Here is a 14202-nt window from a genome sequence, read left to right on the forward strand (position 1 = left end):
CAAGAGGTTTTAGGCTCGACTCTTGGCAGCCTAGAACTGACTGAAGAACTTCCAAACCTCTTGCGGTTGCCAACGTTGACCACCCTCTCGCGGCGGATCAGGCGTGTGCGGTCCCACGAAGGAGCAGAACTCGACCGGATAACCCGTCGTGCAGCCCATGAAGTTGGTGCACACGTGGTTTCCGGTGGCCCTTGTCGGCTCCTTCCAGGTGCAACCGTTCAGCCCGGCGTACGTCTGCGCCATCGAGACACCGGCACTGTACTGAAGGACGTTGTCGTTGGTTCCATGGGATGCGTAGAAGGCGACCGCTTCGCTCGGCTTGCAGTTGCCGGCACTGAGCTGCGCCATTCCGTTGTAGACGGCGACGGCGCGGACACCCCAAGTGCCGGTTCCATCGAGTGGACGCGAGCAAGCCGTCCGGTAGGACATGCTGCCGCCGTAACTCCAGCCGTTTGCGAAGATCTTGCTCTTGTCGATACAGAAATTTTGCTCGACCTGCTCTACCACGGCGTCCGCGAGTGCCACGTTCGAGCCGCTTGAGTCGGGCCACCCGCAGCCGCTTTCCCCGTTGCCATTCCCGGTGCACGGCGTTCCGTTTTTCTCCCCATTGGGAGCCACGAAGATCGTGCTGCTGGCGGCGTCGGCGATGTCCTTCAGCCAGTAGTAGTTCTGCTGATACATCTGCTTGTCGTTTCCATCGAGCTGATGCCAAGCGATGACCAATCTGTACGGCTTCTTATTGTCGTAGTTGGCCGGCACGCTCAGGATGTATCGACGTTGCCGATTCGCCGCCGTAATCGAGATCGGGTTGCCGTTATTGTACATGCTGGCGTCAATGGTCGGCGTTTTGCCGCACCCGGCGGACAACGTACCCGTGTCCGAGCCTCCACCACCGCTACCACCGGACCCGGCCCCGCCGGCTCCGCTACCACCTGAGCCAGCAGCCCCGCCCGTGTCCGAGCCGCCCGTGCCCGAGCCGCCCGTGTCCGAGCCGCCCGTGCCCGAGCCGCCCGTGGCCGAGCCGCCCGTGGCCGAGCCGCCCGTGGCCGAGCCGCCCGTGGCCGAGCCGCCCGTGGCCGAGCCGCCCGTGGCCGAGCCGCCCGTGGCCGAGCCGCCCGTGCCCACGGCACCGGTGCCTGCGGAACCATTGGGAGCGCTACCTCCAGAGCCCTGCGTGTCGCCCGAATCGGACGAGCAACCGACGAGCGCCGAGGCACACGCGAACGAGGTGAGAATGACGACGAGGGAAGCGCGGTTCATTAGGCCTCTCCATAAAGGGGACGTACGGGTTTACCTACCGCTTGTAAGTACCGTAGTCACGGTCTAGAAATTTATTCCTTCGCTGTTCGCTCCCTCGGTCCGATCCGCGGGTGAGCACGTGGGCGCTCGTGGGCGACGCCGAGCTGGCGCGGGCTGGATGCACTCCGCCATTCGCGAGATGCTGCGAAACCCAAAGTACGTCGGCGAATTCTCGTTCGGTCGACGGAGGTGGAATTTGTCAACGCGGATGAGACAGCGGTCACGAGAATCCTAACTCGGCACGCGCTCTCGTATCGCCGGTGGCCGCGGCGGGCTCGTACCTCGGTACAACGTCGCACGGCTCACTCCCAGCGCGGCGCACGCGGCGACCACCGAGACCCCAGGCTCGGCGAAGTCTTCCACCAGGTCCATCAGCTGTCTCCGTGCGGATAGGACAAGCAAACGCGTTCCGCAAAGTCAAAATTCTCGGAGCCGTTCCTGGCTCGTGCAGTCCGACTGTACGAGCTTATCGACAGAACGGGCCTTATGCGATCAGACAGGCCTTCCACTCGTGAAACGCCTGCGATTACCGCGACGTCGCACCAAGCGGAAGGCATCCTACCGTATAGCTGTACACTACTGGCACCAAGCGGAAGGCATCCTACCGTATAGCTGTACACTACTGAGCTCGTCCAAACGGCCGCCGTCGCGTTTCGCGGCGCGTCGTGATGGCCGGCGCACGCACCTCAGGGCAGACCTCCCCCCGGCCAGGTCGTCGAGCAGCGTCCCTCCCCTTTCAGTTTCGTCACGCGGGGTCCGCCGGGTACCGCGCGCGGCACTCCAGCGGCTCGGCGAACAGACCGAGGTGGCTCAAGATCTTCCTCGCCGTCGCCTTGTCCGTGATCGCGGCCATGAGTCGCATCCGCCCGCTGCATCGCGGGCACGCGAGAACATCTACTGCGTAAGTCCGCCGCAAAAGCTTCGCCCATTCGACGCGAGGCGACGTCGCCAGAAGGAGCCCATCCAGCAGCCGATCAAGATGCCGGACCGAGATCCCCTCCGACACGAATCCAACATCAGCCCACGGCAGTACAGCGCCCAGCGCAGTCGACACCCGCTCGCGCTCGACCGCGCCATGCACCATCGTCAGCAGCGCCCCAACCGCCACGTCCCGAGCGCCTCGCTCCGACACTGCCGACGGCGCCGCCTCGCTTCGCTCGTCTCCTCTGCGCTACGGCGTCTCCATGCCTCTCGCCGGCCCCTTCGGCGCCTGCCTCGCCGGCAAGGGCGTGATCGTCGTCGTCTTCTTCTTGTCATCGCTGCCCGCGCTATCAGCTCCGGCGCGCTGCTCGCCCTTACGCGCCTTCCCCGTCGCCTTCGGCACCACGAGGCTGCGTTGCTTCGCATGCGGCGCGAGCACACCGTGGTAGCGCACCAGCGGATGGCGCGGCGGCGGCACCAGCGCGGCGAGCCTCGCGAAAAACACAATCGGCGTCATCACCCGATGCGTTCCTTCTCGCCGCGGGTATTTCACCTGATAGGCCACCCGACCGTCGCGGAGGATGCTGAGCCGCTCCAAAGCGAAGCAGGGACGCGCGCAATACCGGACGAGCCGCTCGCGCCCCTCGTCGTCGTAGCCCTCGATGCGCACCGCCGCCTCGACGTTGAAACCATCGAGCTCCACCGTGAGCGGCCGACGGCGCTTCGCCTCGAACCGCGCATGAGCCAGCGAGGCAAAGCGGTCCGGATAGTCGGGCTGGTACTTGAGCGTCTTGAACTGCGACTCGGAGAAGGCGTTGTCATCGCTGACGTGAGGCCGGCTGAAGCTTCGAACGACGCCGAGCGAGCCGAGGAGCTGAGCGAGCCCCTCCGACCTCATCGCGGAGCCGCGGTCGGCGTGCACCGTGAGCGAACCGGGCTCGACGCCGTGGCGGGCGACCGTCTCTGCGAAGAGGTGCTCGGCGAGCTCCGCGCTCTCGCGCTCGGCGAGCAGCCAGCCGACGGTCATGCGACTGAACAGGTCGAGGACGACGTACAGGCAGTAGAAGACCCCGGGCAGCGGCCCGCGCAGCTTGGTGATATCCCACGTCCAGATCTGGTTGGGGGCTGTGGCGGTGAGCGTCGGCTTGGCATGCTTCGTCGGCCCACGCTGCGCGCGTCGCTCGCCGCTCTCGCCGGACGCCGCGAGCAGGCGGTACATCGTACGGATGGAGGCAAGGTAGACGCCGCGCGACAGCAGCGTCGCGTAGACCTCCGGCGGGGGCTGGTCGACGAACTCGTCGCTGTGCAACACATCGAGCACGGTTTGCCGCTCGGGGTCACTGAGACGGCGTGGGCTCGGAACGGGCCCCCGCAGCGCGGGTGGCCTCGCGGGCTGGGTCTGCCGGTAGAGCGTAACGCGGCTGACGCCGAGTGTCGCGCACGCCTGCGCGATGGGGACGTGCGGGTCATCGAGCTCTTCGATAACGTCCATCAGCGCTCTTCGTCGCTCGTGAGGTTGATGCCCAGAATGGCAGAGACTTTTTTGGGGAGATCGATGAGCTTCTCAGCGAGCGCGAGCTACGCGACGCCGCTGCTTGAGCATGGCGGCAAGGTGGCTGCGCCCTCGGCGGAGCTGCGAGAGGGCGGTCCCGATCGGCATCCCGAGGCTCCGGGCGATCTCGCTCACCTGCTCACCGCCGCCGACGAGGATCAACACCCAGCGCTCCCACTGATGCACCTCCCAGAGCAGGTCCACGATGGCGCGAACCTCTGCCTCGCCGTAGGGAGACGGCGCCCGCTACCGACCGGCGACGTAGATCAGCGGAACGGCGACCTCCAGGCGGCAGACCCCGTCGTGGGACTTGCGGCCTGGTGGACGGCGACGGCGTTCAGCCGGCCGCGGTGGCGTTCAGGATGGGCTCAGGATCGCGCGCGGCGCGCGCTGGCGAGGTCGACGACAGGCGCAACGTGGTTGGGCTGCTGCGGGGCGCTGAGGAGCGCCGAGAGGGTGCGAGCGGCGATCTGCGCGGTCGCGAGGTCGCCCGCTACGTGGGCAGCGGCGATGGTCTGCGTGAGGGTCGTGACGAGCACCTGGCGCGGGCTGCTCGCCGGGGGCGTGATCGGGGCTGCTTCGGGTCGGGGAGGGGTCGTCAGCGCGGTCTGCTTCACAACCGCTGAGGGCATCGCCGGAAGCGTCACGGAATCGTCCGGCCGACCAGAGATCGCGGGGTTAGCGCCCACGATCGCCGAGTCGACGCCGGCTTCGACCCCCTCGAAATCCGCTGAAACCCGCCCCATCGCGTCCTGCCGCTCCCCCTGGAAAAGTGACGCTGTACCAACAACTCATCCGTGCGGGCACGCGTGCCAGGGGCGGCTCGCGCCCCACACGCCGCGTTGCCTCCCTCGGGGAAAGCGGTCAAGGGACGAGGGGGCCGCGGGACATCAAGGTCGCAACCACAGGCATCGTGCCCTCTCGGAAAAGTCTATTGCAAAAGTCTTATTGCAAGGTGGACGCCGGCTATGCCGTGCCCGATCCTGATCGCGCTGCAGTAGCGACGCCCCCCACCGCGAGCGATCGACGGGTTGTCGGATGGTCCTGCATGAAAGACAAGGTGCGTCTCCGGGCGCGCAACGCGCAGCGCACCCAGGTGGGCTCGCGCCGCCCCGATCCAGGCAGCTATCCCCCGCGGTGCGCCGGCGAAGCAAACATGCTCGGCCCGTTCCGCGAGGCGCCCCTCCAGGTGTATGCTGCCGGTCGCCGCCCGTGGGACTTCGGGGCGATTTCCGATCCCAGTCTGGAAACTGTCGTAGGTTGATCGCCCCACCATTCCCCGGGCGGCTCTTTGCCATGCCCCCCGTCCCTCCCGCGCCCCCCGCACGCTTCCACACCGAGCGCGTCGAGCGCGAGGACCTCGTCATGTTCATCAACGCCTGCTTCGCGTGCACCGGGCAGGCCGAGTTCTATGGCACCTCCGGAGGCCAGGCCGTCTCCATCGAGTTCCTCCACGAGTACATCCTCGGCAATTACCGCCGCCTCTACGCGCGCACGCTCGCCGCCGGCATCAACCACTTCAACCAGGCGCGCATCGCCGTGAACCTCCTCGCGACCGGCGCAGAGACGCCCGCTCCCGACCGGCGCGAGGAGGGCTCGCTCATCGCGGCGGCCCTCCGGGAGCTCCCCCCGCAGCGCGCGCTCCGGGCGCTGCGCGAGCTCCGGGAGCGCCGCGTGAACAACCGCCGCGCGCGCGCCGTCATCCGCGGCTACCTCGCCGGCCGGCCCGACCCGGCGTTCGACGCCGTCAAGTACCGCGCCCACCTCCGCGCGCTCGCGGTGCACGCCCACCTCCAGCTCCCCGGCGAGATCGGGCCCTTCCTGTTCGAGCCCAAGCGGCGTGCGCCGTTCGAGACGCCGCTCCTCGAGCGCGCGCGGCAGGCGCGTTATGCGAAAGAGGCGATCTTCGACCTGCCGCTGACCGTCGCCGAGGGGCTCGCCGCCGCCCGCGGCGTCTCTCGCGAAGAGCTCCTGCGTCGCGCCGCGCCGCGCATGACCGAGGGCGAGCGCCTCCGGCTCCAGCGCGCCGCCGGGCGAGAGGACGTGGACCTCGCCGTCGACCTCGGCCGCGCCCCGCTCACGCGCGTCGCGCTCTATGCGCTCTCGCTGCCCGAGAAGGTGCGGCGCGAGCGCCGCGACGAGCTCCACGCGGCGCTCGAGCGCGCCGCCGCCCGCGCGCTCAGGAAGAGCCCAGCCGCGCTCGGGCGCGTCGCCGCCGTGCTCGACAGGAGCTACTCGGCGTCCGGATCGAGCGAGAAGCGCCGCCGCCCGCTCGCCGTCGCGCTCGGCGTGAGCTACCTGCTCCGCGCCGCCGCCCGCGAGTACCGCGCCTTCTGGACCGCGCCCACGCCCGACGAGATCCTCGTCGGCGCGCGCGGCCAGACCGATCTCGCGACGCCGCTGCTCGACGCGCTCGCCTGGCGACCCGACGTCGTGGTCGTCCTCTCGGACGGCTTCGAGAACGACCCGCCCGGCGCCGCCGCCGAGGTCGCCCGCTGCTTCCGGGCGCGGCTCGATCCGGGGCAGCGCACGTCGATCGTCCACATCAACCCCGTGTTCGACAGCGAGCGCTACGCGCCCCGCGCGCTCGGCCCGTCGATCCCGACGGTCGGCCTGCGCGACGCCGAGGACCTGCCGACGGTCCTCGGCTTCGCCCGCTTTGCCGAGGGCACGGCGCCGCTCGCGGAGCTCGAGCGCTACCTCGCGCAGCGCGCGGCCGCGCTGCTCTCGCGGCACGCCCGGACGCCGGGCGCCGCGGAGCCAGCTGCGGACGCGGGGCCGGCAGACGCCGTGGAGCTGGCAGACGCAATGGAGCCGGCTGACGCAATGGAGCTGGCAGACGCAATGGATCCGGCAGACGCCTTGGAGCTGGCAGCAGCCGCCGAGCCCGCAGAAGAGGCGCCCGCCGCGGCGCTCGAGGTGCCCTGATGGCCAAGGCGCCGGCCCTGCTCCGGTCGCTCTCGCTCCGGGGCCTCTCCGCGACGCACGCCCAGGTCTTCGCGGGCGTGCGCCTGGTCCCGCTCCTCCGGGACGCGCCGCGGGACGACCTGCGCATCGCCGGCCGCAGACACGAGGACGCCTGGTCGATCGTCGATCTCGGCGACGGCACGGCCTACTGCTCCTACGTGCCGCACGCGCTCGTGATCGGGTGGACCGAGGACGGCTCGCCGGTCGCGTCCTTCGGCGCGGCGCTCGCGGGGCCGGAGGTCCGGAACCCGCTCAGCAAGTGGGGCTGCGGCGTCCAGCTGCTCCACCGCATGGCCCGGCGCGAGGCGCGCGGCGAGGACCCGGCCGAGCGGAACCGCCTGCGCCTCCTGCCGCTGCACCTCGCGATGGAGGGCTTCCTCGCGCTGCACTTCAACGCCCCCGAGATCGCCTGGTCCGAGTACTCGCGGCGGGCCATCTCCCGCGGCCTCGACCCGCGCACCGAGGTATCGCTCTCCGGCCGGGCGATCCCGAGCCTGGAGGACGCGCTGCGCGTCTTCGAGATCCACGAGGGCCAGTGCGGCGTCCTGCTCTTCGTCGGCGAGCTGCTCGCGTCGGTGTTCGTCGTGTCGCACCCCGACGACTACCGCGCGCTGCACCGCACGCTGATCGAGGACTTCTACGAGCAGACGCTGCTCTACGCGGCCCGCCACAACGGCGACAGTCAGGCGCTCGAGCACACCTTCGACGCCGCGCAGATCGGCTCGCTCGACGACCTGCGGGCCGCGCTCGGCCGGGCGCGGGCGGAGGCCGGCGCGCTGCACGTGGACACGGCCGCGGGGCTCCTCGGCCGGCCGATCGCGGCGGAGCGCGTGTACCGGGCGGGGCCGTTCTCGCTGCAGCGGTTCATGACCGAGCTCGATCCGTCGCTGGACAACCACATCGGCGAGGCGATCGTGCGCGAGGACGGCACGCTGGAGTACGCGAAGACGTACCGGCTCGCGGCGGGGCAGGTGAGGCGCGCCAGGCTCCTCCAGCAGCTCGCGGCGCACGGGTGGAACCTGAACGCCACGGCGGCGGCGCTCCGGACCACGCGCGACCAGCTGATCCGGCGGATCGAGGGCGAGGGGTTCGGCTACCTCATCGCGGAGCACGTGCTCAAGGCGGCGCTGAAGCGGACGAGGTGAGCGCGCCGTTCCCGGCTCATTCACGTGCGGGCGCGCGGCTGTGGTCGCGCTGCTCCCGTACGCATCGACGACGACCCCCCTGGGCGCGAGGCCGGTCCGTGCCATGCTGCGCACCCTGCGCTGCGGAACCGAAGGACGCTTTACATGAGCCTGCAGACCACCCGCGACACCTGCCTTGCCCGCGACGCGAGCGACCCGCTGCGCCACCTGCGCGACGAGTTCGCGCTACCGGACGGTGTGATCTACCTGGACGGCAACTCGCTGGGCGCCCTCCCCAAGGCGTCGCTGGCCCGCGCCAGGGAAGTGATCGAAGCGGAATGGGGCGACGGCTTGATCCGTAGCTGGAACACGGCCGGCTGGGTGCACCTGTCCCGCCGCCTGGGCGACCTCCTGGCTCCGCTGATCGGCGCCGGCAGCGGCGAAGTGGTGGTCACCGACACGACGTCCATCAACCTGTTCAAGGTGCTGGCCACGGCGCTGCGCCAGCAGCAGACCACCGCGCCCGAGCGCCGGGTGCTCGTGTCGGAGCGCGACAACTTCCCCACCGACCTGTACATCGCCGAGGGCCTGACCGAGCTGCTGAAGATGGGCGGCGCAGCCTACGAGTTACGCCTGATCGACTCGCCCAGGGAATTGCCGCAGGCGATCCGCGACGACGTGGCGGTGCTGATGCTCACCCATGTCAACTACAAGACCGGCACCATGCACGACATGGCCGCCGTCACGGCGCTCGCGCGCGAAGCCGGCGTGCTGACCGTGTGGGACCTGGCGCATTCCGCGGGCGCCGTGCCGGTGGACCTCCACGGCGCCCGCGCCGACTTCGCCGTCGGCTGCACCTATAAATACCTGAACGGCGGACCCGGCGCGCCGGCCTTCCTGTGGGTGGCGCCGCGTCATCAGAGCCGCTTCGGGCAGCCGCTGTCGGGCTGGTTCGGCCATGCCCGGCAGTTCGCGATGGAACCCGCCTACACCCCCGCCGACGGCATCGGCCGCTTCCTGTGCGGCACCCAGCCGATCACCGCGCTTTCGCTGGTGGAATGCGGGCTTGCCATCTTCCGCCATACCGACATGGCCGCGCTGCGCGCCAAGTCGCTGGCGCTGACGGAGCTGTTCATCCAGCTGGTGGAAGCCCGCTGCGGCCAGCATCCGCTGATCCTGGTCACCCCGCGCGACGCCGCCCGCCGCGGCAGCCAGGTCAGCTTCGAGCACCCGCAGGGCTACGCGGTGATGCAGGCGCTGATCGCCCGTGGCGTGATCGGCGACTACCGCGAGCCGCGCATCATGCGCTTCGGCTTCACCCCGCTGTATACCCGCTTCGTCGACGTCTGGGATGCGGTGGAAGCGCTGCGCGACCTTCTGGAGAGCGGCGCCTGGGACAAGCCGGAATTCCACCAGCGCGGCGCGGTGACCTGATCCGCCCGTAGCCTGGACGGGAAGCCGCCGGGGACGCGCTGGCCCGGCGCTCGCAGCCCGCTGCGATCGGGTAACATGGGAGGTTCTGACTCGGGCACTCTCGGGCTGCGGGCGAGACATCGCTGAGGAGCACGGCTCATGGGCAAGACGGCCAAACTGTTTTCGGTCCCGAAAGAGCGGCAGATGGAGGCGCTCTGCGCGCGCAGCGCCGAGATACGCGACGAGTTTCGAGCGTGCTTCTCCGTGTCGCCCGGACACCCGAAGACGCACGAGGAGGCGCGAGAGGCCGAAGCTCCCCATTTCGACGGGCTCTGGGTCTTCGGGGATGGGCCCGGCGTTGTGGTGGACGACACAGGCGCGCACGTCGAAGCCGAGCTCCTCTGCAATCGTGCGCTCGGGGAGCGCTCCTACGTGCAGTACGAGGTCCGCATCGACGCGCTCGATCTCCGGTACAAGGGCGACTACGCGCCGTATTACAGGAGTCGCGGCAGGATCCTGAAGCACATCGGAAAGCGCCTCGAGCTCTTCTGCGCGTACTCGCTGCTCGAACTCCACGACCTGGTGCGGAGCCGCGGGGTCGAGGACACGACGCTCGGCGCGCTCTTCTCGCCCAGGCATGTGAAGGCCATGTTCGCGGCGTTTCGCGTGCCGATCCGCTTCACAGGCGACCTTGGTTGAGGTGCGGCCCGGCGCCTCGCGACGCGCGGCATGTCGGTCTCGGCCCGGCGCCGGGCACGGCGCGCCGGGCGACGGCTCGTCATCGACCGGCTGTTCTGGCAGGATTTCTCTAGGCGCGCGCGCTCACGAGCCAGCAGGCGGCCGTGAAGCGGGCCGCGCCCTCCTGGACGTACGCGTCGAAGGCAGCGCGAACCGCCTGGGCCGTCCGGGCGCGCGTCGGCTCGTCCGCGTCCCGCAGCGCCTGACCCACCGGTCCGAGCCGGGTGAGGTAGGCGAGCAGGTCCTTCTCCGCGACGCCGATCGGCACGTCGATCGGGCGAATGTCGACGTCGGCCCAGCCGCTCGCGTCCAGGATCCGCTGCACCCGCTCTCTGTCCGCGAAGGCGAATGGGCCGGGTGCGTCGGGGTCCGGGACGCGCAAGCTCGGCAGGGGCGGGGCCGCAGCGCGCGCGGCCTCGGTCATGAACGGATTCTCGTCCGCGCTGCGCCATGCCACGAACGAGAGCTTCGCCTCCCGCCGGGCGGCGCGCCGGATGTTGGCGAACGCCGCCGCGGGATCGTCGAAGAACATCACGCCGAAGCGCGAGATCACCGCGTCGAACGTGCCCTGCTCGAACGCATGGGTCTGCGCGTCCGCCTGGACGAACGCGGCGGACGCCAGCCCCTCGGCGGCGGCGCGTGCCCTGGCGGCCGCCACGAGCGGCCCGGAGATATCCACGCCGAGGCAGAGGCCCGCTGGCCCGAGGCGCCGCGCCATCACGAGGGACGTGGCGCCCGCGCCGCAGCCGACGTCGAGGACCCGCCCGCCCTCGCCGGGGAAGCCCTCGTCGATGAGCGGCGCCACGAGCGGGGCCATCATGCCGTCGAGCACTTCCTGCAATTCCACCCAGGTGCGCCCGCTGGCCTCGTTCCACAGCGTGGCCTGGTCGCGATTCGGTTGATGGGCTTCGGACATCGGCGTCTCCTTCGGTTTGCAGTCGGAACTCATGTGCCGTAGTCTGCAAGTTCAAGTCAACTTGAGGTCAAGCGTGAAACAGCTGGACATCGCGGAGGTGGCCCGGCGCTCCGGCGTGCCCGCCTCGACCCTGCGGTTTTACGAGGAGAAGGGGCTGATCGCGTCCACCGGGCGGCGGGGCTTGCGGCGCCTGTTCGACCCCGGGGTGCTGGAGCGCCTGGCGCTGATCGCGCTCGGCCAGGTGGCGGGGTTCTCGCTGGACGAGATCGCCCGGATGTTCTCGCCCGACGGCCAGCCGCGCATCGAGCGAGAGCGGCTGACGGCCAAGGCCGAGGAGCTGGACCGGACCATCCAGCGCCTGGTCGCCCTGCGCGACGGCCTGCGCCACGCGGCGGCGTGTACCGCGCCGAGCCACATGGAGTGTCCGCGCTTTCGCAGCATCGTCCGGCTCGCCGCCGCCGGCCGTCTCGATCCCCCTTCCGGTCCCAGCGCGGCGCGTGCGCAGGAGGGCGGCAACCCTGCCCGGCGGAGCGTGGCGCGCTCCCGGGCTGGCGGGACCGGGGCACGTACCCGGTTGCGGCCTGCTACCGTCGCGCGCGAGGCGAGCGAGGGCAGGAACGGGAGCGGGCGACGTTGAAGCAGGAAGAGGAAGAGGAGCGGCGGGCGGCCCGGGAGCGTGCGCCGCGACCGAGGCTGGTGGCGAGTGCGGCCGTTGCCGCCGCGGTGGCCGTGGTGGTGGCGGTCATCGTCGTCCGGGCGCTGGAGCAGCGGGCCGCGGCACGGAATGCGGAGGCTGCCGCGCGGAGGGCGGAGGAGGCGCAGCGGGAGGCGGCGACCCAGGCGGCGCTGATGCGAGCATCCTCGCTGATGGCCGGCGCTCGTGAGCTGCTGGCGCGAGATCGGCCAGAGTCAGCGGTGCAGCTGCTGCTCGAGGTGAGAGAGGCGGAAAACGTACGTGGCTGGACCGAGCTGACACGTGATGTGCTCGCCTCGGCTCCTTTGATGCTCACGATGCGCGGCCATCGGGGCAACGTGCTGCGTGCTGACTTCAGCCCCGATGGGAAGCGCATCGTCTCGGCCTCGGGCGACAGGACGGCGCGGGTGTGGAACGCGGACGGCAGCGGCACGACCGTGGTGCTCCGGGGCCACGAGGGCGCCGTCATGTTCGCGGCGTTCAGCGCCGATGGGCGGCGTGTGGTCACGGCCTCGGACGACGGGACGGCGCGGGTGTGGAGCGCGGATGGCAGCGGCACGGCTGTGGTGCTCGGGGGCCACAAGGGCGCGGTTGTGTTCGCGGCGTTCAGCGCGGATGGGCGGCGTGTGGTCACGGCCTCCCACGACAGGACGGCGCGCGTGTGGAACGCGGATGGCAGCGGCACGGCCGTGGTGCTCCGGGGCCACGAAGGCGAGGTGAGCTCCGCGGAGTTCAGCGCGGATGGGAAGCGTGTGGTCACGGCCTCCCACGACAGGACGGCGCGGGTGTGGAACGCGGATGGCAGCGGCACGGCCGTGGTGCTCCGGGGCCACGCGGCTGCGGTGATCTCCGCGGAGTTCAGCGCTGATGGGCAGCGTGTGGTCACGGCCTCGAACGACAAGACGGCGCGGGTGTGGAGCGCGGATGGCAATGGCAGTGGAGCGCCGGTGGTGCTCCGGGGCCACGAAGGCGAGGTGAGCTCTGCGGAGTTCAGCGCTGACGGGCAGCGTGTTGTCACGGCCTCGAACGACAAGACGGCGCGGGTGTGGAGCGCGGGGAGTGCCCGGAATGGCCCTGTTCACGCGGATGAGTCCGAGCACGCGCAGACCGGTTGCGACCACGACCACGCGGAGGACGGAGGCGCGCCTGTCGTGCTCCGCGGCCATGAGGCAGGCGTCGGGTACGCGGCGTTCAGCGCCGATGGGCAGCGGGTAGTCACCACCGGGTTCGACAGGACGGCGCGTGTGTGGAACGCGGACGGCAGCGGCGTGCCCATCGTGCTCCGTTGCCACGAGGGCGACGCGAGCTCCGCGGCGTTCAGCCCTGACGGGCGGCGCGTGGTCACGGCCTCGAACGACACGACGGTGCGTGTGTGGAGCGCGGACGGCAGCAGCATGCCTGTCGTGCTCCGAGGGCATGAGGCCCCGGTGTGGTCGGCGGCGTTCTGCATCGATGGGCAGCGGGTGGTCACGGCCTCGAACGACAAGATGGCGCGTGTGTGGAGCGCGGATGGCAGCAGCATGCCTGTCGTGCTCCGGGGGCATGAGGCCCCGGTGTGGTCGGCGGCGTTCAGCGTCGATGGGCGGCGGGTGGTGACGGCCTCGCACGACAGGACGGCGCGTGTCTGGAGCGCGGACGGCAGCGGCGTGTCCGTCGTGCTCCGCGGCCACGAGGCAGGGGTCGGGTACGCGGCGTTCAGCGCCGATGGGCGGCGGGTGGTGACGGCCTCGAACGACAGGACGGCGCGTGTGTGGAATGCAGACGGCAGCGGCGCGCCCGTCGTGCTCCGGGGGCACGAGGACTGGGTCAGAGTTGCGGCGTTCAGCGCCGATGGGCAGCGGGTGGTCACGGTCTCGCACGACAGGACGGCGCGTGTGTGGAACGCAGATGGCAGCGGCACGCCCGTCGTGCTCCGGGGGCACGAGGCCCCCGTCTGGTCCGCGGCCCTCAGCGCCGACGGGCAGCGGGTGGTGACGGCCTCGCACGACAGGACGGCGCGTGTGTGGAACGCGGACGGCAGCGGCACGCCCGTCGTGCTCCGGGGCCATGAGAGCTCGCTGCTCTCCGCGGCGTTCAGCGCCGATGGGCAGCGGGTGGTGACGGCCTCGCACGACAAGACGGCACGGGTGTGGAACGCGGATGGCAGCGGCGCGCCCGTCGTGCTCCGAGGCCACGAGGCAGGGGTCAGCTTCGCGGCGTTCAGCGCCGACGGGCAGCGGGTGGTGACGGCCTCACACGACAGGACGGCGCGTGTGTGGAACGCGGATGGCAGCGGCACGGCCATCGTGCTCCGCGGCCATGAGGGCTCGCTTCTCTCGGCGGCGTTCAGCGCCGACGGGCAGCGCGTGGTCACCACGTCGGACAAGACGGCGCGGGTGTGGGCCATCTCTACCGACGCGCTTCGGCAGGCCCTTCGCGCCGCCACCAGCGACTGCATCTCTCCTGAGATGCGCCGGACCTACCTCGACGAGAGCGACGAAGACGCCCGCCGGGGCTACGAGTCCTGCGAGCGCTCGTACGGTCGGGTCCCGTTCGACGCAGACGTTGACCTGCCGTGAGCCGCAAAGGTGCCTGCTCG

Annotated in this window: 12 protein-coding genes and 1 pseudogene; 8 read left to right on the forward strand and 5 right to left on the reverse strand. The window is 70.5% G+C overall.

The genetic code is table 11. The features are described 5' to 3' along the window. Positions 1–30: 30 nt before the first annotated feature. Complete coding sequence (locus tag WMF11_RS10650) at positions 31–1260, reverse strand: alpha/beta hydrolase family esterase (RefSeq protein WP_437977378.1); 1230 nt, start codon at positions 1258–1260, stop codon at positions 31–33. Positions 1261–1378: 118 nt separating this feature from the next. On the opposite strand from WMF11_RS10650, the gene WMF11_RS10655 reads away from it, so the two are divergent. Further along, positions 1379–1534, forward strand: a complete 156-nt coding sequence (locus WMF11_RS10655) for a recombinase family protein (protein ID WP_373372284.1) — start codon at positions 1379–1381, stop codon at positions 1532–1534. Between the two features lie 936 nt (positions 1535–2470). On the opposite strand, the gene WMF11_RS10660 is transcribed toward WMF11_RS10655, so the two are convergent. From WMF11_RS10660 to WMF11_RS10670, 3 genes are all read right to left on the reverse strand, one after another. Continuing rightward, positions 2471–3541 (reverse strand): DDE-type integrase/transposase/recombinase, encoded by a 1071-nt coding sequence (locus WMF11_RS10660; protein ID WP_437977379.1) that lies wholly within the window; start codon positions 3539–3541, stop codon positions 2471–2473. Positions 3542–3784: 243 nt separating this feature from the next. Further along, positions 3785–3976 (reverse strand): hypothetical protein, encoded by a 192-nt coding sequence (locus tag WMF11_RS10665; RefSeq protein ID WP_437977380.1) that lies wholly within the window; start codon positions 3974–3976, stop codon positions 3785–3787. A 164-nt stretch (positions 3977–4140) separates the two neighbouring features. After that, entirely contained in the window at positions 4141–4404 is a 264-nt protein-coding gene (locus WMF11_RS10670; protein WP_157906582.1) for a hypothetical protein, read from the reverse strand. Positions 4405–4820: 416 nt separating this feature from the next. Here WMF11_RS10670 and WMF11_RS10675 point away from each other — a divergent pair, with 416 nt between their 5' ends. The 5 genes from WMF11_RS10675 (at position 4821) to WMF11_RS10695 (ending at position 9975) form a co-directional block, all read left to right on the forward strand. Next, the gene (locus tag WMF11_RS10675; protein WP_437908314.1) at positions 4821–5036 is read left to right on the forward strand and encodes a hypothetical protein; all 216 of its coding nucleotides are present in this window, start codon (positions 4821–4823) and stop codon (positions 5034–5036) included. 32 nt (positions 5037–5068) lie between these two features. Further along, positions 5069–6700: a hypothetical protein gene (locus WMF11_RS10680; RefSeq protein WP_437977381.1), complete on the forward strand. Its 1632-nt coding sequence runs from the start codon at positions 5069–5071 to the stop codon at positions 6698–6700. Continuing rightward, entirely contained in the window at positions 6700–7884 is a 1185-nt protein-coding gene (locus tag WMF11_RS10685) for an ARPP-2 domain-containing protein (protein WP_437551587.1), read from the forward strand. The genes WMF11_RS10680 and WMF11_RS10685 overlap by 1 nt, the downstream gene beginning before the upstream one ends. Before the next feature lie 150 nt (positions 7885–8034). After that, on the forward strand, positions 8035–9297 hold the full coding sequence (gene kynU / locus WMF11_RS10690; protein WP_437979298.1) for a kynureninase: 1263 nt from the start codon (positions 8035–8037) through the stop codon (positions 9295–9297). Between the two features lie 138 nt (positions 9298–9435). Beyond that, positions 9436–9975: a hypothetical protein gene (locus WMF11_RS10695; RefSeq protein WP_437977382.1), complete on the forward strand. Its 540-nt coding sequence runs from the start codon at positions 9436–9438 to the stop codon at positions 9973–9975. A 109-nt stretch (positions 9976–10084) separates the two neighbouring features. On the opposite strand, the gene WMF11_RS10700 is transcribed toward WMF11_RS10695, so the two are convergent. Next, positions 10085–10930 (reverse strand): class I SAM-dependent methyltransferase, encoded by an 846-nt coding sequence (locus tag WMF11_RS10700; protein WP_437977383.1) that lies wholly within the window; start codon positions 10928–10930, stop codon positions 10085–10087. 73 nt (positions 10931–11003) lie between these two features. Between WMF11_RS10700 and WMF11_RS10705 the strand changes: the two are divergent. Both WMF11_RS10705 and WMF11_RS10710 read left to right on the forward strand, forming a co-directional pair. Beyond that, a pseudogene (locus WMF11_RS10705) lies at positions 11004–11405 on the forward strand (helix-turn-helix domain-containing protein); the annotation flags it as partial. A 536-nt stretch (positions 11406–11941) separates the two neighbouring features. Further along, entirely contained in the window at positions 11942–14182 is a 2241-nt protein-coding gene (locus WMF11_RS10710) for a WD40 repeat domain-containing protein (RefSeq protein ID WP_437977384.1), read from the forward strand. Positions 14183–14202: the final 20 nt, after the last annotated feature.

The organism is Sorangium sp. So ce295, from assembly GCF_051527405.1.
GTDB classification, from domain to species: Bacteria; Myxococcota_A; Polyangia; order Polyangiales; family Polyangiaceae; genus Sorangium; species Sorangium cellulosum_B.